We start from the raw sequence: 21,793 nt of genomic DNA on the forward strand, positions 1-21,793 counted from the left end.
AAAGTGACAATAACTTTAATAAATTCGAACAATCCAGACCCAAAACCGCCTAAAAGACTTGTCAAAGACCGATGGAGCATCATTAAATTAGAGGAGCAAATAGAATTTAATGTCGAAAACATTGTCAAACTTTCAAAAGCAGCCGATCCTTGGAGTTCTTCTCTAGCAGTCGATTTCGATAAAAATGGCAATCTTTTTATTTGGGCTTTAATTGACCAATCTATTCATTATCAAAATTATTTACATCACGAATCAGAATCCGGACCAGAACAACCTGGCTTGTTTCAAACTTCAATAACTAATATTGGAACGTTACTAGTAATTATTGATTATGAATTAATTGCAACTCTAAAGCAAAACATATTAATCAGTAAATATATAGACGTTTTAAAATTTGGTAGAGTTTCAGAGATTGTAAAATTACATGCACAAAAACTAATTGACGATGTTGATTTTCAACTAAAAAAATTGTCAGATTTAGAAAAAAATAGTTGGAATAATCAAATTATCAATATCTGGACACAAACTATATCACGAATATTAATTAGAATTCAAAACTACCATCATGGTGGTTCATTCATTATCAGTAATTCTGAGAATAATAATTTAGACATCAAACATAAAATACAATACGATAGAATTTACAAAGCATTGAAAAATAAAATTGCTTTTTCACTTGAAAACAGCACGATATCAGACCTAATTTATGAAGACTATTTAGAAGTTGAGAATGAAGAAAGCATTCCAATTGAATTATACCTCGATGAGTCAATATCAAATAATAATAAAAAGGAAAGCAGTGATGAATTAAAAGGAGCGATAAGATTTGTAGCTTCTTTAAGTTGCATTGATGGATTAGTTGTTTTAGATGACAAGCTAACCGTAACTGGTTTTGGCGCGGTTGTTAGAAACTTTAATTTACCAGAAGATGTTTTTGTTTCAAAAACAGCAAGGTTTAGTGTTAGAAATTTAGAATCAATAAAACCGAATCATTTCGGAACAAGACATCGTGCAATCTTCTCACATTGTTGGGAAAAAAGCGGAAGCATAGGATTTGTTGTCTCACAAGATGGTGATATCAGGGCAATAACTAGAATTGAAAATAAATTAATAATGTGGGAAAATATCAGAGTGCATCACATGAATAAAAGTCAAAAACTAAAACGAATTCTTTTAAATCGCAGAAAGTAAAGAGTTCAATTGCTAAAGAATGATTTAGCAGCTGGGAAAAGTCAAAGTGTTATTAAGTAATAAATCGTTCATTAATTTGAATTTTTTATACACAGTTATTTACATATATGAAGAACGCATTTATAGGATATTCATACCAAGAGCACGTCACATTCTTTATGTTGGCTAAAATGGATGTAGAAAGAAGTATTCTTGACATTGAAATAGAAGCCAAAGTTGAACATAAATTTGATGATGTAAAGCTGAGTACTGAAGATGCAGAATATTATTTTCAAATAAAAGATTTTGATAATATTTCCGTTGATAGTTTGATAGTTTCAGAGAATGAAATTTCAATCGGAGGTAAATCGCATAAACTTTCGTCTGGTACAAATGTCATTTTCTTTAAAAGTATAGAAATTACTCCTAATTCTATAATTTTAGGTATTGATGCCTACAAATTTAAAGACATTTATATTGTTTCTTTAAATCGTTTAGAAATAGACAGAAAAATTGAAAAATTATATAAAACAGATTATTTACGAAAATACATTATCGAAAAATTTTTTAGTGAATCTATTGACACCAGAAAGTTATTGATCAAAAGAAGTGAACTTCCTGTACTTAATGTTTTTAAAACTTTTTTAATTGAGCCTACAGTTATTCTTACTACAGAAATACTAGACATAGAAAATATTTTGCATATTGAAGGCAAACCAGGTATTGGAAAAAGTCATCTAGTAGTTAGTTTAGAAAAGAAATATTGTAATAATATTGTTTATCGTTTTTGGGTTTCTAACCAAGATAACGACTATAACGAACGTTTAAAATACAATAATTTTATGCTTGACTTCTCAAAGAAGTTATTTGATAATTTAAAACCACACACTGAAGAAGAAATTATTGAAAAAATAAAAGAGTTAGAAAAAACAGTAATCATTGATGGATTAGATCATGTTGAAAATTATAATTCCAAAGACCTTGATACTTATATCGCATTTATAGATAATCTAAAAAAATCCTGTAAAGTAATTGTGTTGAGTCGTCCTTTGAATCGTAACTTAAATTGGAAAAAGCAATTGCTCAGTAATTGGAATCACGAACAGACAAAAAAAGTATTAGGTGAACTATATCACATTGAGGAATATGACAACATTGAAAAAATCTACAAAATCAGTGATGGTTATCCGATTTTGGTAAGATATATTGCGGAGCAATTTAAATTAAAAGGATATGTACCAGATTTTGAAACCTTTGATTCTATAGATAAATATTATGAAAAACTTATTGACGGACAGAAAGGGAAACTAGCACTTTCACTTTTTCTTTGCGTTCGCTCATTTATAATGCAATCTGAAATAGAATTATTTTTAGATTCAATAAACGCTGCTTTCGTCAGCGAATTTATAAAAGAGCATCCGTATCTTTTTGAACAAAAACTAAACAGAATTTCACTTTTTCATGATAGTTTCATAACCTATCTTCGAAAAACAAACACAAATTACAAAGCTGTTGCATATAATATAAATTCAATTGTTTATTCTTCAATATTAATAGGCGACAAACAATTTTTATCAAGGTTTAGATATTTCGACCTTTCGATTGTGGAAAAGATAAATATTGTTAAAAAATACTCCTCAATCACAGAATTCAGAACTCTAATGAAAGATGTGATAGATTTTGAAGCTATACAGGATTTCTATAGTCAAATTCGTGAAACAATGCCTGAATTGTCCGCTACCGATTTAGAAATTAATGATTATTATGAGTTGTCACTTATATTAAATATGGTTTATCGCGATCATTTATCAACATTAAATGGTTTCTATTTTACGTATAGCAAAGCACTTCTGTTTAATGGTTATAGTATGGAAGACATCACAAGTAATAGATATTTATTTAGCATGATGTACTTTATTGAAACTAATGATGGCTCTTTAATTTTAAATTTGAACAGTGACAATCATTATGACACAAGTAGATTTTATTATGAGCTGGAAAACGATGTAAATGAAGAAATATTATTTTTTGACAAACATAAAAAACCACTTTTAACTTCTAAAATTAAATCTCTTTTACAAGATAAATCTAATTGGGAATATAGAAAAATAATAACCTACATAGCCGAGGATTTATTCATTCACGATTTAAGTAGAACGAATTTTGAAGATTTGTATAGGGCAATCAATCATTATGTAAATGGTGAAGAATATAAAGCGAATTCAATTTTAGAAAATTTTATTTTGGATTTTGGTATAGAATACTATCAGGCTAGATGGATTTTAAAAGACGCATATGAAAATTTACTAGCGCTTGGTTACATTACTGATAAAAATGATTATTTAAATATTTCTCTGGAGGAGTATATTTTAAAGAATAAAGATTGCGGCAGTTTTAATTTGAGAGTTGATATTTTAAATTATATACGTCTAGCATTACATCATAACAAAAAATTTGACCTACCATCAATTTCACTTTTCTGGACAAAATATTATCAAAGAAAAGACCATTCTCTGTATAGTTTATATTCGGCATTACCAATTTTTGAAAAAAAAGGGTATATTAAAATGTACGATTCACTTAGTTTAATAAACAAAATTCAGGATATTTCAGAAAAAGGTTATCAAGGACTTTTAGCAGATTATATTCTAGAAAAATCTCCTGCGGTAATCAAAGAAATTCTTGAATATTATCACCCAACAAACTTAATAATTTCATGGTTTCTTTTGCCAACAGAGTATATAAATGTATTGCCAGACCACGTTTATAATCTTGAAATAGGAAATAAAATAAAATACCACCGAACTGATAGGAAAATACCTTATGATGAAATTGAGAACCTACTCGATTCGAACAGACTTGAACAATTTAGAAATGATTTAGCTTTTTATAGATATTGTATTAATGTCGAAGAAAAAAATCAAGCTATAAAAAAATTAAAAAGCTTAAATATTCAATACCAAACATACAAAGAACAAAATTATATCAGTAAAGAATTTTCAGGACTTTCAAGATTAGACCAAGGTATTTTAGATGAAAAAAATAAAGATCTTATTTTAGTAAATAAATTAAAATCATCTGAAGTGGCTGCATTTAGTGACGGTAACTATTTAGCACTTTCAGATACGGATTTATTTAAAGTTTTTGGTAAAGAAGATATGAAAGCAAATATAAAAGAAATTATCTATAATGCAATGACCGCTAGATTAAGGGCAATAGACCATTTTCATATTTTATGGATGTTTCCAGGTAATGTTATAAAGCTTTTACATGATTATGAAGTTGTAGAGGATTTTGAGATCTTATTTCAAAGCTTTAATGTTTTTATAAATATGTCAATGTTCGATTTAAAGCATGAACGCGAAACGAAATGGTGGTCGTAAAAATCCAAATTTTAAATAAATTTTACTCAAAAAACAAATAACTTGAAAAGAGAATATCACATAAAAGAGATTATAGAAGAATTTAGTATTCTAAAAAACAAATTGGAACTTTTGTCACAAATCAATCTTCAGGATATGAATATAATTGCTGAATATCATATTCAGGAAATTCTAAATATTGCTTTTGATATTAACCTAAAAAATTCCAATTCCACAAAAGCCAATTCAGTTGCAATTGACTTAGAAGATGTCGAAAATTCTATTGCTGTACAGGTTACATCAACAAGTAGAAAGAATAAAATTCAAGACACTCTTGATAAGTTCTTTGCTAATAATTTGGATGTGAAGTTTGAAGTGCTTTTGATTTTCATATTAGGGAAAAAGCAGAAAAACTATAAAAATCTAAGAATAAAAGATGGCTTTAATTTTGACCCTAATGAACAAATAATTGATTTTGCAAAAATTATTTCTCGATTATCAACTCTATCATCTTTAAAAATTGAAAAAATTAGAAATATATTAAGAAATGATAAATTGACTATAAATAAAAAAGAAAATCCAATCGTTAGATTTAAAAAAAATAATGCGATAAAAAATGAAATTATTAGTAAACTTTTCAAAAGAAATTTATCAATACAGGATCGTGAAATACTTTACTATGTTCCATATTATTCATTCATATACGATTCTTTAATAATTAGGTCAATAGAGGATGTTGCTTATCCTAATAATGATGATAACGAAAGAAATCCTATTTCAACTTGGTATAAGGCTCAAATACATGATTTATATGAATACGGTATTGAAATGATGATTACGAGTTCATTCGATATTGTTGTAAATGCAAAAGGACAGTGGAATTTTTTAAATGAAAGAAAGGTCCAAAATCTTCCTTCTGGAATAAAATACCTCAGAGCAACAATATTACAAAGAATTCCATTTGATTATATGGTTAAACTCGATATGAACACCGATCCAATTCACGGGTATCCAACTCTATTTTTAGAATACAAAAATGAAAAGAAACCATTTTCAGAAGAGATACCATGCATCATAGGTTACTATAAATCTGAAAATGATTTTAGAAAAGTACATTATTTTGAGTTGTCCGAAAAAAAAGAGAATATCTAAAACTCAAGTTTAAAGTAACCCAACGGAATTGTGATTATTTTAAAATAGACGTTTTACATTTCAGTTGGCACTCCTAAAAAAGTTTTTGTATGCCCAATGACGTTTTTTAGTGAAAATGATAATCCCGAAATGGGCAACAAAAACTTTCCCAAAGCTGTGTTACATAACGTGGCATTATAATGCAACAAACAACTACATTATTAAATAGAAAATTAGCGTTGCACTATAATAACGTTATGTAAAACAGCCGCGCTTGCCAGTGGCTCCAGGACAACATTTTTCATTGCTTCCTCGCGCCAGCCTGCAATAAAAAACACCATCCTTCGCCACTGTCTTCAACAACGTTCGCCATTTCATAGGAAAGTTTACGGTCATAATTAATCTCAAGAACGTTCACGGTACCTGTTTTTATCAGCTTTGTGCATACATCGGTAGTGTTTGCATTGCTTTTGTAAGTTCTAAAAATGACTTTGAATTTTAGTTGATTTGCCTATGGTTAAAGCCATTTTTAGAACCCACAAAACCAAGACCCCAGCAAGAGTATTGTTTTTATTTGCCAGAAATAAAGTAGTGATTGCTTTCACGATGAGCAAATGCTTTAGCGGTTTCAGTAGAACAAGCTTCACATCATCCAAACTTAAAATTCAATTTACTTTCGGCATCTGCTCATCATAAAAGCAATCAGAAACATCCCAATAAGCAAATAAAAAACAATACACTTGCCTGCGCTACTGCCACATCGCACTAGGTAAGTGTTTGCATTGTTTTTGTGAGTGCTTTTACCTTACCAAAACAAACATTCAGCTACATTTAAAATACTTCTGTCAATCCACGTCCAAAGCACCAACAAAATCAAAACTAAGAAAGAGTATGAATTTTTAAAGCAGAAAAATAATCGGAATGGATTTTATATTCCTTTTTACTGCTTTAAAATTTCATACCCTTTCCCAAGACGACCATCTTCCATTTCAACACTCAATCCTTCAGGTAAAATCGAATTATACAATAACATTTGATTTGAATATTCAAAACAAAAAATAAAAAAAGAGAGCAAAGATAAGTTCCAGGTATTCAGAAAAAAAAGTTCAAGCCCTGCGGGTTTTAAAAAAAATCTCCACCCATATAGGTTCGCAAAAACAATCACTTCCGCTTTCACGAACATACTTCCGACGATGTGTCGGGTAGTATTTTTTTTAAAAACTTTTTTTTCTGAAACCTTCCACTTAAACGGACGGCTTTCTTTTTTTCTTTTTTTTCTTTTGAAATAATTATTCTTCGCTTCCAATTAAAAATATCATTTGGCGAAAAAAATTTTATAGGTCGAGCGTAGCGAGGCACACCTGCATTTCAAGAGAAAATCCGCGAAAAATTGAAAATCTAATCAATTTTTAAAGCCGAAAATATGCAGAATTTTATCATTAAAACCCACCAGAAAGGCACGATTTACTTGAAACCCCATTTATTCCTACTTAACAAAGGGATGAATAGCGGAAAGCCACAAAAAGAGCCATTTACAAACAGTTTTGTAGTCATTTTTGATTTAGAACAGGACTGTGAAAACCTTTATTTTGTAGCATATAGTTTATGGCAAACAAAATTTTGGCATCAACATTTAGTTGGCTCTGTAATTCCATTTTTACGCCTTAACGATTTCAAGAAAGAATTTTTTGTTAAATCCAAAATGATGATGGAAGAACACGAAGCTCACGTTAAACACGTTGCTGCCTTAAAACTTTTGGAGCAAAAAGAAAAGCAATTTCACGAAAACATCAACCTTATCAACGATATGCGCAGAGTAATTTTACATCGCTACTGCAATAGATAATTCATTAATTAATTAATTATTAAAATCAATCCTATGAGCCTATTTTTATTATTCCAAACCGACAATTGGAAATCAAGAGCATCAAGAGTATTTTTCGGTGCTTTTGACAGCAGAAATAAAGCGTTAGATTTTGCAAAATACAACGATTTGTATTGGTACAATTCCGAAGTGGTAGTAATTGAGGTAACACTCAATGAATTTAGAGAAATTTAAAATCAAAAAAAGCCAAATCTCACGACTTGGCTTTAATTTTGTTTAACCCAAAGGTCACCACAACTAGAGTTAAACTATTTTTTGTGCTTTCGAATCAAGTATTTGAGTAAAATTGAAATTGTAAAACTGACTATTGCACCCAAAGTGGCTAAAATAATAGTTTTTACAACATCTTCCGAATTCAAATTTGGAATAATACTCAAAAAAGTACCGCCAGCGGTACCAACTATTGCGGGATTACTCGACTGCATCTTTGGTTGAGGTTAGTTGACTTACAGCGGATAATATTCCACCAGCAACTGCAACATAACCGCCAATAGAAACTACTGCAACTGGCAACGCCACAGGCGCAGCCAAAATAGTTCCACCAATAGCAGCTAATGCCAAACCAATATTTCGAAGCACTTTAAAAAACTTTGGTGTAGGAGCTTTTGCTCTGTTTATAATTTTTTTCATAATCTATTTTTAAGATTGAATTAGTATTTCGACACTTTCTCTGTTATCCAAAGCTTTATAAACCAAGCTTTTTAAAGCTGTAAAAGCTTTTTTAGACATGAAACCTAATCAAGGTCCAGAAAGTTTTGTTACTGGAGCAATACAGCCTTGCAATTCCTTTTGAGCATTGTTTGCAGGATGAAAAAGTATAAACTTTCTTTTTGGAACATCCACAACTTCCAAATGCCATTTGTATTTTGCACTGTATCGCTTTCTAATAAAATACTTCCCTTCCGGAATACAGGAAACCTTCGTTTCGTTCATCTTCCAAGGCAATTCAATTGTTTTACAAATTAATTTGCCATCGCATTCGAGTTTACCATTAGTTCCTTTAGGGAAATAAGTTCTAGTTAAAAATAAAATCATTTTTTAACATTTTTTTTCAGACTAAGTTTTGCGAAGTCCATTACACGCCACTATCGACTTTCACAACAGAAAGTGGATTAAATGCACCATTTTTTAGAGCATACATTTGTCCATTTACTTGTTGGTAAAATTCAATTCCCAAAGCTAAAAATAATGGTTTTGTGCTTGCTAGCGTTACCATATTAGTCTGTGAGATTGCAACAGTTGGCGTAGCATCCCATGGTAAAATTGCAGTTTCTGAATGGGACTCAACAAAAGTCTCAGCTTCAAAGTCAATTTCAGCACCAGCCGAAATAATTTTAAAATGCGTCGTTCCACTTGGTCCAGCAATCATATTGGATGGAACAAACGCTGCCAAATCAATGGTAATTTCACCAGTAACTCTATCAATTGCTGCTACAAAAGGTGCAAACAAAGTAGTACCAAGTTTTCCACGAATGTTGAACTCGAAGCCAAATAACAATTCCGCTTCTCCGTCAATTACGTTTCGCAATCCTCTATCGCTTGTCATATCCGCCTGAATGACTTTTACCATCGCTTGAGTCAAACGGCTTACCATTCTTCCATCTGCAGAATTAATAAGTAATGGTCTTAGTGCAGTTCGTAAAAGCTTTCCAGCCTTACCTGCTCTACCAAACTCGGAACCATTTTCGCGCGTTCTCTGAAATGCAGGATCACTTTTGATTCTACTGGCATCAATACCTCCTTTTTCACGAGCCAGATGTCCATCCTGCGTTTTGTAAAAAGTAATATCTCCGATAGTACCTTTTAATTTAATTATGCCTTTCTGTCTTGCCATAATTTCTAAATTTAGTTAAACATTCATTTAAACCTCCTTCATTCTATTCATTAGTTGCAACCACATCTTGAATGAATAAAGCAAAGTTTACAAAGCATTTATCAAAAGAAAAAGTTTTGAGTGTACCATATGTCCGAAAACGACACAAGTGTCCAAAACAAACATAAAAAACCAATAAACAACATTGCAAAATAATTAATAAATTGCAAAAGATTTTCTGCACGTCAGAAGTAAGTCAAAGCCTAATCAAAGGCATAGATAAAGTATGAAAAATGATAAACAGAGGGTTTGCATCTATCCGAAGGACATACAACGCATAACAGGTAAAAGTTATCGTCAAAGTACTAGATTGATGCAAAAAGTAAAAACTGACCTCAACAAGCTCGAAAATGAGTTTCTAACTATCGAAGAGTTCTGTACATATAGTGGTATAAAATATGAACAAGTAACTCACTTAATTTTTGGTTAAAATGTAATAAATCCTCAAAAACATATTAATCCTTAATAGAGACTTTAAACACTTAAATAACTAGTTCATTTTTTAGTAATGATGTTTTGATATTCAAAAAATAATGCTTAAATTTACATCATACGATTTATGATAATTTGAATATTTAAAAAAGGTGGTAAAATCGGTTACCCTAAATTAGTAACCTCTCCTACTCCTTTCAAAATAAGAAGTTTTGGGAAAGGTTACATTCTCCCCGACTCCACAAGAAAAACCCGAAACCCTTATATTTATTAAAGGTTTCGGGTTTTATTTTTTTTATATCAACAAATTAATAAAATCATCCTCACTTATTATGGGGATATTTAATTGACTGGCTTTTTCTAATTTTGCAGGTCCCATATTATCGCCAGCAACTACATAATTAGTTTTTGCTGATATTGAACTACCAACTTTCCCACCATTATCTTCAATAGCTTTTTTTAAGTCATCACGTGAGAATTTTTCAAAAACTCCTGACACAACAAATATTTGACCTGAAAGCTTGTCAGATATTACAGTACTGTTCCTTTCAGAAATTTCTAATTGAATCCCTTTACTTTTCAATCTATTAAGGATGCGTATATTTTCTTGATTATCAAAAAATTCGACTACACTTTGTGCTATTTTATCTCCAATTTCATCAACCATAACCAATTCGAGTAAATTAGCATTCGCAATAGCATCAATATTCTTGTAATGTTTGGCTAATTTTTTCGCCACCGTTTCTCCTACATAACGAATACCCAATGCAAACAAAACATTTTCGAAAGGTATGTTTTTAGAATTCTCGACGCCTTGCACTAAATTTTCTGCCGATTTTTGTGCCATTCTTTCCAGTGGTAAAATTTGTTCTACCGATAAATCATACAAATCGGCATAATTTTTAACCAAACCATTGTTATACAGTAAAGCAACTGTTTCTCCACCCAAGCCTTCAATATCCATGGCTTTACGGGAAATATAATGCTGAATTCTACCTATAATTTGTGGCGGACAGCCGTAAAAATTAGGACAATAATGGTTGGCTTCTCCTTCTTTTCTTTCCAACTCGGTTTCGCATTCCGGACAATGCGTTATATAAATCGTTTTTTCCGAATTTGATGGTCTTTTTTCAAGATCAACACCTATAATTTTTGGGATAATTTCGCCTCCTTTTTCTACGAAAACGGTATCATTTATTCTAATATCTAATTTCTCTATCTGATCTGCATTGTGCAAAGAAGCCCGTTTTACAATGGTTCCAGCCAACTGCACAGGCTCCAGATTTGCCACTGGTGTAATAGAGCCTGTTCTTCCTACTTGATAGGAAATCGAATTTAATTGCGTAAAAACTTGTTCCGATTTAAACTTATACGCTATGGCCCAACGTGGCGATTTTGCTGTATATCCCAATTCATCTTGCAAATGCAAATCATTTACTTTTACCACTACCCCATCAGTTTCATAAGGTAAAGTATGTCGATTTTTATCCCAAAGGTTTATAAAATCGAAGACTTCATTCATGTTTTTAGCCAGATGACTCTGTTCTGGAACTTTAAAACCCCATAATCTAGCTTTTTCTAATCCTTCAAAATGTGATTGAAATGGCAAATTATTTCCGATTAATGAATATAATAAGCAATCTAAAGGACGTTTAGCAACTTCGGCACTATCTTGTAATTTTAAACTTCCAGAAGCAGTATTCCTTGGGTTCGAATATGGAGTTTCTCCTATTTCAATCAAATCTTGGTTCATTTTTTCGAAACCAGCAAAAGGTAAGATAATTTCTCCACGAATATCAAATTTTTCAGGAAAATCTCCTTTTAGTTTTATAGGAACTGCTTTTATTGTTTTAATATTATTGGTCACATCATCACCTTGAAAACCATCACCACGAGTTACGGCACGAACTAATTTTCCGTTTTCGTAAGTGATAGAAATAGAAGCGCCATCGTATTTTAACTCACAAATATACTCTAACGGAACATCTCCAAGTACTTTTTGAATTCGGTTTTCCCAATCTAACAAATCTTCTTTAGAATAGGAATTATCTAACGAATACATTCGGTAATCGTGTTTTACAGTTTCAAAATTTTTGGTAATGGTACCACCAACTCGTTGTGTTGGAGAATTTTCATCAAAACATTCCGAATGTTTCGCTTCTAAGCTTTGAAGTTCAGAGAGTTTTACATCAAAATCATAATCTGAAATTGTGGGATTATCTAAAACATAATAATTATAATTGTGAAGATTAAGTTCCTCACGCAATGATTGTAGCTTTTGTAAAACGTCCATAAATGATAAAATTGGCTATGCTAGTTTATGAGGACTAAAATAACCAATTTTATTGAATTTAATCGCTAAAATTATGATTCTATTATATCATTTATTTGTTTAAACAACTGTCCGTCGCTCAAAAAAGCACCTTGTTGTATCAATTCGAAAAGTGACGTATTTCTCTCTTCAGTAAATTCTTTTTTACCTACTTTCATTTCAATATTATCGGTAAACATATTGTCGCTTAACCATTGCAAACCTTCTTTAGTCAAAAAATTAATTTCCGGCACGACCGATTTTAATACTATCGATTGTACATAAGTATCAAAACAATGAAAAAGAAAAATGTAATTTTTAGAAAAATGTTCTAAATACTCCGCTCTAGTTAAAACACCTTCCCAGATTAAATCTGAAAAAATATCTAATTCCTGCTCGGCTACTTCTGGTTTTTCGAGTTTAATTTTATCCCATTCTGCTTTATCAATAGATTGAGTTGAAAGAAAGTTTATAAATTCTGGATGCAATTCTTCAAATTGCTCTTTGGTTAGTCTGTCGTATTTCATTTTAGACTTCTTAGATTTTAAAATAAAAAAAAAGCCTTCTTTTGCAAGAAGGCTTTTAATATTTGCAAGAAATTATGCTTGTTCAGCAACAATTTCGTAAGCTAATTCTACAATTACATCACGGTGCAAACGAACTGAAGCAGTATATTTTCCTGTTCTTTTTACGATACCTGAAGTAATAAATTTTCTATCAATAGATTGACCACCTTTAGCTAAAGCTTCAGCGATGTCAATATTAGTGATAGAACCAAAAAGTTTCTCACCACCTGCTTTTGCAGAAATTTTTATTTCGATAGCTTTTAGAGCTTCACCTAACGCTTTTGCATCTGCAACAACTTTAGCTTCTTTGTGCGCTCTTTGTTTTAAATTTTCAGCTAATACTTTTTTCGCAGAAGAAGTTGCCATGTGAGCAAATCCTTGAGGAATTAAAAAGTTACGACCGTAACCTGCTTTTACAGATACGATATCGTCTTTAAATCCTACGTTTTGTACGTCTTGTTTTAATATAAGTTCCATGTTGATGTCCTTGTTATAGAAGTTAGGCTTTCATTGTAGAAAAACCAACAACTGTGCGTTTTTAAATTATTTTAATAAATCGGCAACGTATGGCATAAATGCTAAGTGACGCGCTCTTTTTACAGCAACTGAAACTTTACGTTGGTATTTTAATGAAGTTCCTGTAAGACGACGTGGTAAAATTTTACCTTGTTCGTTTACGAATTTCAATAAGAAATCTGCATCTTTATAATCGATATATTTGATTCCAGATTTTTTGAAACGACAATACTTTTTAGTTTTGTTCGTATCTATGTTTAAAGGCGTTAAATATCTAATATCTCCGTCTTTTTTTCCTGAAGCTGATTGTTGTAATGTTGACATAATAATTACGCTTTAGTTGCTTTTAATTTTGCTCTTCTTCTCTCAGCCCATGATATTGCATGTTTGTCTAAACTTACAGTTAAGAAACGCATAACACGTTCGTCACGTCTAAATTCAGTTTCAAAACCAATTAGCACTTCTCCTGGAACTGTAAATTCGAATAAATGGTAAAAACCACTTTTCTTGTTTTGAATTTCGTAAGCCATTTTTTTCAAGCCCCAATCCTCTTTGGATACCATTGTTGCTCCTTTTGAAGTTAAATAATCTTCAAATTTGCTTACTGTTTCCTTTACCTGAGTTTCAGATAAAACGGGATTCAAGATGAAAACAGTTTCATAATGATTCATAATATAAAATTTTATTTGTTAAAAATATGGGTGCAAAAGTAGTGTTTAAATTTTAATATACAAGCAAAACACATAAATAATCGATGAAAGTGAATATTTTTCCGAAAAAGGTTTGGTTACTAAATAAAAAAAGGTATATTTATATTACCAATTTATTAAAATGTTATTATGAAATTGAACTGTATTGTTGTAGATGACAGCTCTATTCAAAGGATTTTGGTTACAAAACTAGTAGAATCTCACCCTAATTTAACCTTAGTAGGCGATTTTTCTAATGCTGTTGAAACTAAAAATTGTTTGACTACAAAAGATGTCGATTTATTGTTTTTAGATATAGAAATGCCAGTAATAAGTGGTTTTAACCTTTTAGATGGTTTAAAAGAAAAACCTCAAACTATATTTATCACATCAAAAGCAGAATATGCTGTAAAGGCATTTGATTATGATGCAACAGATTATTTGCAAAAACCAATTACAAAAGAACGATTTAATGCTGCCGTAAAACGAGCTATAGATATGCACCAACTTCGAAGAGATAGTTTTGAAGAAGAAGGTGAACATATTTTCATAAAAAGCAACTTAAAAAAACTTAAAATTTATACCGCAAAAATAAAATGGATTGAAGCTTATGGTGATTATGTAAAAATTGTTACCGAAGATGATAGTCACTTGGTTTTATCGACCATGAAATCCTTTGAACAAGATTTATCTAAAGAAAAATTTATACGCGTTCACAAATCTTTTATTATTAATATAGATAAGATTGAAAAATTTAACAGCAAATTTGCCGAAATTGGAATTACTAAAATTCCGTTAAGTCGAAATAAAAAAGAAGATTTAGCTAAAGCTTTAGATTCTTAGTAAAAATCTACATTTACAGCTACTTTGATAGCTCTAAATTGCGAAACTGACTCAAAACTATTCAGAATTTTTTGAATGGTTTTTTTTGTGTTTCCCAATGATTTTTCCTGCGGAATTTTTATCAAAATGGTTCTTATATACTCGTTTCTAATTCGATTTATTGCTGGTTCTTCTGGTCCAAGAACAGGCATGTCAAATTGCTGTTTCAAAACCTGATACAACCACATAGAACCTTCTTTTAACTTATCGAAATCTTTTTGTTTTAATGTGAGTTTAATCAATTTAAAATAAGGCGGATAATTGTATATTTTTCGTTCGTACAATTGCTCTTTAAACATCGATAAATAATCATTTTGCACCACTTGTTGAATTGTATTATGATTTGTATTGTAGGTTTGAATAATCACTTTCCCTTTCTTATCTGATCGCCCTGCCCTACCCGACACTTGCGTCATCATCTGGAAACTACGCTCGAAAGCTCGAAAATCTGGAAAATACAGCATCGAGTCGGCATTAAGGATTCCTACGAGCGATACATTATCAAAATCTAAACCTTTGGCAAGCATTTGTGTTCCTACCAAAATATCAACTTCCCGATTCTTAAAACTATCAATCAACTTTTCGAAAGCATATTTACCTCGAGTAGTATCTTGATCCATTCGTTTGATATTTTTTGTTGGAAAAAGAGAAGCCAATTCCATTTCAATTTGTTCGGTTCCAAATCCTTTTGATGTCAAATCGATACTCGAACAAGCGTGACAATTCGTTGGTTTCGCTATACTGTAACCGCAATAATGACAACGCAATTGGTTTTTGAACTTATGATAGGTCAAACTCACATCACACTGCGGACATTGCGGCACGTGTCCACAAGTCATACACTCAATCACTGGCGAATACCCGCGACGGTTTTGAAACAAAATAATTTGTTCTCCGTTCGACAGCGCTTCAGCAATGGAATCAATTAGATTTTGACTGAAATGTCCTGTCATTTTTTTGCGGAAATAACTGTCTTTTAAATCGACCAATTCTATTTCAGGCAACACAGCATTTCCGAAACGTTCGTGCAATTCGACCAATCCATATTTGTTATTTTGGGTGTTAAAATAAGTCTCTATACTTGGTGTGGCAGAACCTAAAAGCACTTTAGCCTTATGAAAATTAGCCAAAACAATGGCTGCATCTCGAGCATGATATCTTGGTGCAGGATCGGTTTGTTTAAATGTTTGCTCGTGTTCTTCATCGACAATAATGAATCCCAAATCTTGAAAAGGCAAGAACATTGCCGAACGAGCTCCAATTACAATTTGGGCTTTTTCGGACGAATTTAAAACTTGATTCCAAACCTCAACCCGTTCGTTATTGCTATATTTTGAATGAAAAACGGCTACTTTATTTCCGAAATGTTTGGTTAATCTAGAAACCAATTGTGTAGTGAGCGCAATTTCTGGCAACAAATACAAACATTGTTTTTTATGTTCTAAAAATCCTTCAATAAGCTTTATATAAACTTCTGTTTTTCCTGAAGCGGTTATTCCGTGGAGCAAACAAACTTCTTTTTCTGCAAAAATTGTTTCAATTTCTGATAAAGCTTTATTTTGTGGTTCACTTAATATAATCTGGCTTTCATTTACGGCATCAAACGAAACTCTATCTTCTTGAATATAATATTCTTCAAAAATTTCTTTATCGATTAATGCTTTTACAGTTGCCGAAGTTGCTCCCGAAAATTCGGTTAATTCTTTAACTGAAATAGGCTTTTTTGTAGAAGCTTGTAATTGAAAATAACTTAATACTATTTCTTTTTGTTTCTGCGCATTTTTTAGAACCAATAGTAATTCTTCGAGTTTTTCATTAGCATTAAACTCAGAAAACAATCGAATATAACGCACCAATTTGGGTTTATATTCTTCGACCATTTCTTCCTGAAGCGTAATGATATTTTTAGCTAAAAGCTGTTGAATGATAGGGAAAACTTTCTTTTTATTTAAAACCGAGGTCACCTCACTAATTTTGAGAGAACTTTGCTGATTTAAAGCTTCTATCAATAGATATTCTTCGTCTGAAAGTTCGTTTTCATTAACAGAAAAATCTTTTTTGGCAGAAATAATGGTTTCACTTTCTAATTGTAATGCAGATGGCAAAGCACACCTGAAAACTTCACCCAGTGTACACATATAATAGGACGCAATCCATTGCCAATGTTGCAATTGTATTTCAGTTACAATAGGTTTGTCATCTATAATTTGATGAATTTCTTTGGCTTCATATAAGGTTGGTACCTCGTGATGCAACTGAGAAACTAAGCCTGTATAAAATTTACTTTTACCAAAAGAAACTGCCACACGCATACCCACTTTCAGATACTCGAATTCTGCTTCCGAAACACTATAAGTAAAGGTTTGTGGAAGTGTAAGCGGTAAAATAACTTGGATGAAGAAAGGCATTATTAGTTTGTTTTTGTTTGAAATCTTATATATTAAAATTAAATTAAAAACCTATTTATTTGTGTTGTTTATACTCTTAATTCAATTTCCATAGCTTTGAAATAAAATTCTTGAAATTTTAATTTATCATACTTTACCCGCATCGCGGCTAAAACATCTGACAAACCAAGATTAACCCATTCCCAAAGCATAGTATCGAAATTATATTTAAGCATTTGTTCTTCAACTTCTTCTCTTATTTTATCGATTTCTGAATTAGTTAAACCATTTTCATTTAATCTTTTATATATTCGACTGTTATTTTCTTCGGTAAATTCTGTATCCAAATATGGTTCTAAAATCATATCCCAATTTCCACTTGATTTGAAAATATCAATATTATTTCTTTCAGCAAACATTTTTAATTCCTCATGCTTGTCTTTTGCAATAAAGATTAGCTCATTTTTTACTTTTAATAATGGTGGGAAAGATTTATAACAAATAGCATTTATGTCGCAAGCTTCAATTTGCTTTTTATAATTCACAAATGATGGTAAAAAAGGATAGTCATCTATAATTATTATCTTATCGTTAAATTTAGATTTTCCAATTCCACAAATAAAATTTTCTAATTCAAATTCAGATGAATTATAAAAAGCTCCTTTTCTTGGATTCTTTTTTATAAAATTTAATATTTTATCTAATATTTTCATTTTCTTACTTCACTCTAACCCAAGTTTGCGAACGACCTATTAGTGCAAATCCCATATAACCACGGACTTCGAGTTTGTCTTTACTTGAGAGTTTAAGAATACATTTGTATATATTTCCTGATTCAGGATCTAGGATTTTCCCGCCATTATATTCAGCTTCATCTTTTGTAAGTCCTTTTATAATTACAAGCCCTAGAACGGGTTTGTTTTTATCAGTTCCTTCACATTTTTCGCATTTCTTATTGCGTCTGGTAGCGTCTATAATTTCGATGATTTTTCCAAATACTTTTCCGTTTATTTCATACACCTCAACAACAGATTTTGTTTCTCCTGTTTTGTCATCGATAGTTTTCCATTTTCCGAAAACGGTTTGTGATTGCATTTGAAAAGAGCCTAAAAGTAAAAACAAAAATGTCAGTTTTTTTATCATGATAAATGTGGGATTTTAGTTGGGTGGTGTTTTAATTTATATATTGATGCATCTAATTCGAAACCTAGTAATAGTACCATACAGTTTATCCAAAGATAAAACATTACAATGAGTAGTGTTCCTATCGAGCCGTACAATTCATTGTATTTTGAGAATTTAACTACCCAAATTCCAAAGAAATAAGAAGATAAAATGATTAAAACTGTAGTAAAAACAACTCCTATTGTTATAAATGCTCGTTTTCTTGTCTGTCTAATTCCAAATTTAAAAAGTATACCGATTGACATTAGTATCATAATAATTACAAAGGAATATCGTCCAAATTCTATCAAGGAAATTTTATCGGAAATTCGGCTAGAAAGCACATCTTGTATGATGGTTTTTTGTATAAAAACTTCAAAAATAATGATGATAGCTACTGTGATTAATAAGATAAATGTAAGTAGCATGGATATAAATAAGGCTACAAAATATTGTCTGAAATAAGCTCGTTTTTCTACAATATGTTGTGAGGTTTCAAAACCACTCATTACCGCATTTACTCCATTTGTCATCAAAAAAACAGACAAGATAACTCCTGTTGATAATAATCCTGAATGACTATTGTGTAGAATATCGTTTATAATATTATCTATCGCATAGAAAGTTGTGGGCGGTACATTTTCTCTTACAAATCCTAAAAAATCTTCTTGAAAACCAGGTATTGGAATATATGGAATAAGGTTTAAAACAAATAACATAAACGGAAACAATGCCATAAAAAAGCTCCATGCAATGGCTGCTGCTCTATAACTTAAGTCACCTTGAATAATTCCAGATATATAAAAATGGATTAGCTCATACAAAGAAATTCCTTGTAACCAAGGTAACTTTATATTTTGCAAAACAACAATCAATTGCTTGATTACGGGAGTTTTTTTTAATATTTCTTCTGTAGTTTGACTCATATTCAGGTTATCAAGTTAAATTGCTTTCAGACTCAAATCCATATTATAAACTGAGTGGGTTAAAGCACCCGATGAAATATAATTAACCCCACATGTTGCATAATCACGAATAGTATTTTCGTTTATATTTCCTGAAGATTCTGTTAAACATTTACTTCCAATCATTTTGACAGCCGTTTTTGTATCTTCAAAATTAAAATTATCTATCAATATTCTATAAACTCCTTCGGATTGCAGTATTTCTTCAATTTCGGTTAAATTTCTAGCTTCGACAATAATTTTTAAATCGAGGTTATTGTCTGCAAGATATTTTTTTGTTTTGGCAATAGCCAAAGTGATTCCGCCAGCAAAATCATTGTGATTGTCCTTGAGCATTATCATATCATATAAAGCAAATCGATGGTTTTCGCCTCCTCCAATTTTCACTGCCCATTTCTCGGCAGCACGAAAACCTGGTGTGGTTTTGCGAGTATCTAAAATTTTCGTGTTTGTTCCTATTAATAAATCAACATATTTTTTGGTTTTTGTTGCGATAGCGCTCATTCTTTGCATAGAATTAAGTACTAATCTTTCTGCCTTTAAGATAGATTGTGAACTTCCAGAAACATGAAAAACAATATCGCCATATTTTACATGACTTCCATCTTGTATATAAGTTTCAACAACTAAATTAGAATCTACGTGATTAAAAATCATTTTTGCAAATTCAACACCAGCTATTACACCTTCATCTTTTACTAATAATTTTGCTTTTCCCATTGCTAAAGCAGGAATACAAGCTAGTGAACTGTAATCTCCTGGACCTATATCCTCTCGAATCCCGTTTGTAATTATTAATTCTAATTCTTGATTAAATTGCGCTTCTGAAATCATATTTAATAAATTATAAGGCTAAAATAGGGAAAAATGTGGATTTGGTAATTTGTTTATTCGGTTATTTGGGAAAATTTTTAACCTTTGTAACAAAGAAAAAGGAAAATTATGGCACGCGGATAACAGGGATAGAACGGATTCTCGCGGATTTATTTTATTTTTGCTCTGAATGACAATGCTCATAATAGCCCAGATTATAACGGAAATCCTTTTGTTTTTTTCTTTAAAAAACAAAAGATTGCAGTGTAAAGCTGGAAATAGCTCCTAAAAAACTTTGTAACTTTGCAACTTTTCAACTTTGAATACTAAAAAATGAATATCAAGCTCCTTGCTATTGGCAAAACCGATAATAAAAACCTACAATCTTTGATTGATGACTATACTAAGCGTTTGTCTTTTTATATCAAATTTGATTTAGAAGTTATTGCCGATATTAAGAACGTAAAAAACTTATCCGAAAGTCAGCAAAAAGAAAAAGAAGGTGAACTTATTTTATCTAAAATTACGCCAACAGACCAGTTAATTTTGCTTGACGAAAATGGCAAAACCTTTTCAAGTGTAGCTTTTTCGGAAGAATTACAAAAGAAGATGAATTCGGGAATTAAAACTTTAGTATTCGTTATTGGCGGTCCGTATGGTTTTAGTGATGAAGTTTATAAGAAGTCTTTTGGCAAAATTTCGCTTTCGCAAATGACATTTTCGCATCAAATGGTTCGGTTATTTTTTATAGAACAGTTGTATCGTGGTTTTACCATTTTGAAGAATGAACCGTATCATCATCAGTAAAGATTTATTCTTTTTTGTAATAGTGTGGATTTTCTTTAATCCCTTTTTTAAATACTTTACGCAGATTCATTCTGAGAAAAGTATCAGTTTTAAGAAGAAAATCAGAAAATTTATTTTCAGGTCGCCCTCGAAAAGAAGTAACGTGAAAAGTGTCTGATTCTAACAATGGCTTTTCGGAAAAATAATAATTAGAAACACAACATCTTGCATTCTCTGAATTTACTTTAGTTACCGAATGTGTCGATTTGTTGTGTGTTGCCATGAGAACCAATCGGTTAAACTTACTTTCTATTACTATTGAATTTTCGTTTAATCCGTTTGGCCAAAGTTCTAAATGTCCTCCGTTTGGAGAATTCCAATTTGGAGAAACATAAAAAAGTAAATTAAAAACACGCCACAAATTTCTGTCTTTATCATGTGAATTATCAAGATGTGGGTTTAGATAATGGTCTTTCCCCATCATCGAAATTCCACCAGCATAAAGCTTATCATCAGGAAATAAATGAGTACAATTACAAATTTCTGAAATTAGATTAACCACTCGTAAATCTTGAAAAGCATAAATTATTTCTTCTAAAATTGGATTATACAAATTCATTTGAGCAGCAACATACTTGTATTCTCGAATGCTTTTTTTCAATGTCATTTCTGAAGGCGAAGGAAAAGCATTATAAATTTGAATAACAAGTTCTTCGGGCAGGAGATTGTCAATGTAAAAAAAACCAATATCTTGTTTAGTATTTTGGTACATTGCAATGATTACATCTTTTTCAATAGTAACTTTTTCAATAATATAGTTGGCTATTTCTTGACGTTTCATTGCATTTTTTTTACAAATAT

At 31.0% G+C, this 21,793-nt stretch carries 22 protein-coding genes; 7 read left to right on the plus strand and 15 right to left on the minus strand.

Annotated features, from left to right (window positions below; all coding sequences use genetic code 11):
* The 3 genes from ABI549_RS08150 to ABI549_RS08160 form a co-directional block, all read left to right on the plus strand.
* Positions 1–1,191, plus strand: a 1,191-nt coding sequence (locus ABI549_RS08150; protein ID WP_348075964.1) for a putative sensor domain DACNV-containing protein, incomplete at its 5' end; no start/stop codon positions are given.
* Between the two features lie 107 nt (positions 1,192–1,298).
* Entirely contained in the window at positions 1,299–4,553 is a 3,255-nt protein-coding gene (locus tag ABI549_RS08155) for a hypothetical protein (protein WP_348075965.1), read from the plus strand.
* A gap of 42 nt (positions 4,554–4,595) precedes the next feature.
* Entirely contained in the window at positions 4,596–5,684 is a 1,089-nt protein-coding gene (locus tag ABI549_RS08160; protein WP_348075966.1) for an SMEK domain-containing protein, read from the plus strand.
* Between the two features lie 919 nt (positions 5,685–6,603).
* Here ABI549_RS08160 and ABI549_RS08165 read toward each other — a convergent pair.
* A complete protein-coding gene (locus ABI549_RS08165) occupies positions 6,604–6,969 on the minus strand; it encodes a hypothetical protein (RefSeq protein WP_348075967.1) in 366 nt (121 codons plus the stop codon).
* A gap of 117 nt (positions 6,970–7,086) precedes the next feature.
* Between ABI549_RS08165 and ABI549_RS08170 the strand changes: the two genes are divergently transcribed.
* Both ABI549_RS08170 and ABI549_RS08175 read left to right on the plus strand, forming a co-directional pair.
* Positions 7,087–7,509, plus strand: coding sequence for a hypothetical protein (locus ABI549_RS08170; protein ID WP_348075968.1), 423 nt, complete (start codon positions 7,087–7,089; stop codon positions 7,507–7,509).
* A gap of 33 nt (positions 7,510–7,542) precedes the next feature.
* Positions 7,543–7,722, plus strand: coding sequence for a hypothetical protein (locus ABI549_RS08175; RefSeq protein WP_348075969.1), 180 nt, complete (start codon positions 7,543–7,545; stop codon positions 7,720–7,722).
* A gap of 237 nt (positions 7,723–7,959) precedes the next feature.
* On the opposite strand, the gene ABI549_RS08180 is transcribed toward ABI549_RS08175, so the two are convergent.
* From ABI549_RS08180 to rpsF, 8 genes are all read right to left on the minus strand, one after another.
* On the minus strand, positions 7,960–8,178 hold the full coding sequence (locus tag ABI549_RS08180) for a hypothetical protein (RefSeq protein WP_348075970.1): 219 nt from the start codon (positions 8,176–8,178) through the stop codon (positions 7,960–7,962).
* Between the two features lie 108 nt (positions 8,179–8,286).
* The gene (locus ABI549_RS08185; protein WP_348075971.1) at positions 8,287–8,583 is read right to left on the minus strand and encodes a DUF5675 family protein; all 297 of its coding nucleotides are present in this window, start codon (positions 8,581–8,583) and stop codon (positions 8,287–8,289) included.
* 40 nt (positions 8,584–8,623) lie between these two features.
* Positions 8,624–9,382 (minus strand): hypothetical protein, encoded by a 759-nt coding sequence (locus ABI549_RS08190; RefSeq protein ID WP_348075972.1) that lies wholly within the window; start codon positions 9,380–9,382, stop codon positions 8,624–8,626.
* Between the two features lie 766 nt (positions 9,383–10,148).
* On the minus strand, positions 10,149–12,146 hold the full coding sequence (gene ligA / locus ABI549_RS08195) for an NAD-dependent DNA ligase LigA (RefSeq protein ID WP_348075973.1): 1,998 nt from the start codon (positions 12,144–12,146) through the stop codon (positions 10,149–10,151).
* A 71-nt stretch (positions 12,147–12,217) separates the two neighbouring features.
* Positions 12,218–12,691, minus strand: coding sequence for a DUF6495 family protein (locus ABI549_RS08200; protein WP_348075974.1), 474 nt, complete (start codon positions 12,689–12,691; stop codon positions 12,218–12,220).
* 72 nt (positions 12,692–12,763) lie between these two features.
* Positions 12,764–13,207 carry a 50S ribosomal protein L9 gene (gene rplI / locus ABI549_RS08205; protein WP_348075975.1) on the minus strand — a complete coding sequence of 148 codons (444 nt, stop codon included), beginning with the start codon at positions 13,205–13,207 and terminating at the stop codon, positions 12,764–12,766.
* Positions 13,208–13,273: 66 nt separating this feature from the next.
* The gene (rpsR, locus tag ABI549_RS08210) at positions 13,274–13,570 is read right to left on the minus strand and encodes a 30S ribosomal protein S18 (protein WP_011963955.1); all 297 of its coding nucleotides are present in this window, start codon (positions 13,568–13,570) and stop codon (positions 13,274–13,276) included.
* Between the two features lie 5 nt (positions 13,571–13,575).
* A complete protein-coding gene (gene rpsF, locus ABI549_RS08215; RefSeq protein WP_011963956.1) occupies positions 13,576–13,917 on the minus strand; it encodes a 30S ribosomal protein S6 in 342 nt (113 codons plus the stop codon).
* 168 nt (positions 13,918–14,085) lie between these two features.
* Between rpsF and ABI549_RS08220 the strand changes: the two genes are divergently transcribed.
* Positions 14,086–14,778: a LytTR family DNA-binding domain-containing protein gene (locus ABI549_RS08220; RefSeq protein ID WP_348075976.1), complete on the plus strand. Its 693-nt coding sequence runs from the start codon at positions 14,086–14,088 to the stop codon at positions 14,776–14,778.
* On the opposite strand, the gene priA is transcribed toward ABI549_RS08220, so the two are convergent.
* The 5 genes from priA to nadC form a co-directional block, all read right to left on the minus strand.
* Complete coding sequence (gene priA / locus ABI549_RS08225; RefSeq protein WP_348075977.1) at positions 14,775–17,225, minus strand: primosomal protein N'; 2,451 nt, start codon at positions 17,223–17,225, stop codon at positions 14,775–14,777. The two genes, ABI549_RS08220 and priA, sit on opposite strands and share 4 nt — an antisense overlap.
* A 68-nt stretch (positions 17,226–17,293) precedes the next feature.
* A complete protein-coding gene (locus ABI549_RS08230) occupies positions 17,294–17,917 on the minus strand; it encodes a hypothetical protein (RefSeq protein WP_348075978.1) in 624 nt (207 codons plus the stop codon).
* Between the two features lie 4 nt (positions 17,918–17,921).
* Positions 17,922–18,347 (minus strand): DUF2147 domain-containing protein, encoded by a 426-nt coding sequence (locus ABI549_RS08235; protein ID WP_348075979.1) that lies wholly within the window; start codon positions 18,345–18,347, stop codon positions 17,922–17,924.
* Positions 18,344–19,294 carry a YihY/virulence factor BrkB family protein gene (locus ABI549_RS08240; RefSeq protein WP_348075980.1) on the minus strand — a complete coding sequence of 317 codons (951 nt, stop codon included), beginning with the start codon at positions 19,292–19,294 and terminating at the stop codon, positions 18,344–18,346. The genes ABI549_RS08235 and ABI549_RS08240 overlap by 4 nt, the downstream gene beginning before the upstream one ends.
* Before the next feature lie 15 nt (positions 19,295–19,309).
* Complete coding sequence (gene nadC / locus ABI549_RS08245) at positions 19,310–20,167, minus strand: carboxylating nicotinate-nucleotide diphosphorylase (RefSeq protein WP_348075981.1); 858 nt, start codon at positions 20,165–20,167, stop codon at positions 19,310–19,312.
* A gap of 312 nt (positions 20,168–20,479) precedes the next feature.
* Here nadC and rlmH point away from each other — a divergent pair, with 312 nt between their 5' ends.
* On the plus strand, positions 20,480–20,953 hold the full coding sequence (gene rlmH, locus ABI549_RS08250; protein ID WP_348075982.1) for a 23S rRNA (pseudouridine(1915)-N(3))-methyltransferase RlmH: 474 nt from the start codon (positions 20,480–20,482) through the stop codon (positions 20,951–20,953).
* 4 nt (positions 20,954–20,957) lie between these two features.
* Here the strand turns inward: rlmH and ABI549_RS08255 are convergent, their stop codons facing one another.
* On the minus strand, positions 20,958–21,773 hold the full coding sequence (locus tag ABI549_RS08255; RefSeq protein WP_348075983.1) for a 2OG-Fe(II) oxygenase: 816 nt from the start codon (positions 21,771–21,773) through the stop codon (positions 20,958–20,960).
* Positions 21,774–21,793 lie beyond the last annotated feature (20 nt).

It is taken from the genome of Flavobacterium sp. (assembly GCF_039932285.1).
Classification (GTDB): domain Bacteria; phylum Bacteroidota; class Bacteroidia; order Flavobacteriales; family Flavobacteriaceae; genus Flavobacterium.

Coding starts and splice junctions, on each gene's coding strand:
- ABI549_RS08155 (WP_348075965.1), top strand. CDS start 1,299: ATGAAGAACGCATTTATAGGATATTCATACCAAGAGCACGTCACATTC.
- ABI549_RS08170 (WP_348075968.1), top strand. CDS start 7,087: ATGCAGAATTTTATCATTAAAACCCACCAGAAAGGCACGATTTACTTG.
- ABI549_RS08175 (WP_348075969.1), top strand. CDS start 7,543: ATGAGCCTATTTTTATTATTCCAAACCGACAATTGGAAATCAAGAGCA.
- ABI549_RS08180 (WP_348075970.1), bottom strand. CDS start 8,178: ATGAAAAAAATTATAAACAGAGCAAAAGCTCCTACACCAAAGTTTTTT.
- ABI549_RS08185 (WP_348075971.1), bottom strand. CDS start 8,583: ATGATTTTATTTTTAACTAGAACTTATTTCCCTAAAGGAACTAATGGT.
- ABI549_RS08190 (WP_348075972.1), bottom strand. CDS start 9,382: ATGGCAAGACAGAAAGGCATAATTAAATTAAAAGGTACTATCGGAGAT.
- ligA (WP_348075973.1), bottom strand. CDS start 12,146: ATGGACGTTTTACAAAAGCTACAATCATTGCGTGAGGAACTTAATCTT.
- ABI549_RS08200 (WP_348075974.1), bottom strand. CDS start 12,691: ATGAAATACGACAGACTAACCAAAGAGCAATTTGAAGAATTGCATCCA.
- rplI (WP_348075975.1), bottom strand. CDS start 13,207: ATGGAACTTATATTAAAACAAGACGTACAAAACGTAGGATTTAAAGAC.
- rpsR (WP_011963955.1), bottom strand. CDS start 13,570: ATGTCAACATTACAACAATCAGCTTCAGGAAAAAAAGACGGAGATATT.
- rpsF (WP_011963956.1), bottom strand. CDS start 13,917: ATGAATCATTATGAAACTGTTTTCATCTTGAATCCCGTTTTATCTGAA.
- ABI549_RS08220 (WP_348075976.1), top strand. CDS start 14,086: ATGAAATTGAACTGTATTGTTGTAGATGACAGCTCTATTCAAAGGATT.
- priA (WP_348075977.1), bottom strand. CDS start 17,225: ATGCCTTTCTTCATCCAAGTTATTTTACCGCTTACACTTCCACAAACC.
- ABI549_RS08230 (WP_348075978.1), bottom strand. CDS start 17,917: ATGAAAATATTAGATAAAATATTAAATTTTATAAAAAAGAATCCAAGA.
- ABI549_RS08235 (WP_348075979.1), bottom strand. CDS start 18,347: ATGATAAAAAAACTGACATTTTTGTTTTTACTTTTAGGCTCTTTTCAA.
- ABI549_RS08240 (WP_348075980.1), bottom strand. CDS start 19,294: ATGAGTCAAACTACAGAAGAAATATTAAAAAAAACTCCCGTAATCAAG.
- nadC (WP_348075981.1), bottom strand. CDS start 20,167: ATGATTTCAGAAGCGCAATTTAATCAAGAATTAGAATTAATAATTACA.
- rlmH (WP_348075982.1), top strand. CDS start 20,480: ATGAATATCAAGCTCCTTGCTATTGGCAAAACCGATAATAAAAACCTA.
- ABI549_RS08255 (WP_348075983.1), bottom strand. CDS start 21,773: ATGAAACGTCAAGAAATAGCCAACTATATTATTGAAAAAGTTACTATT.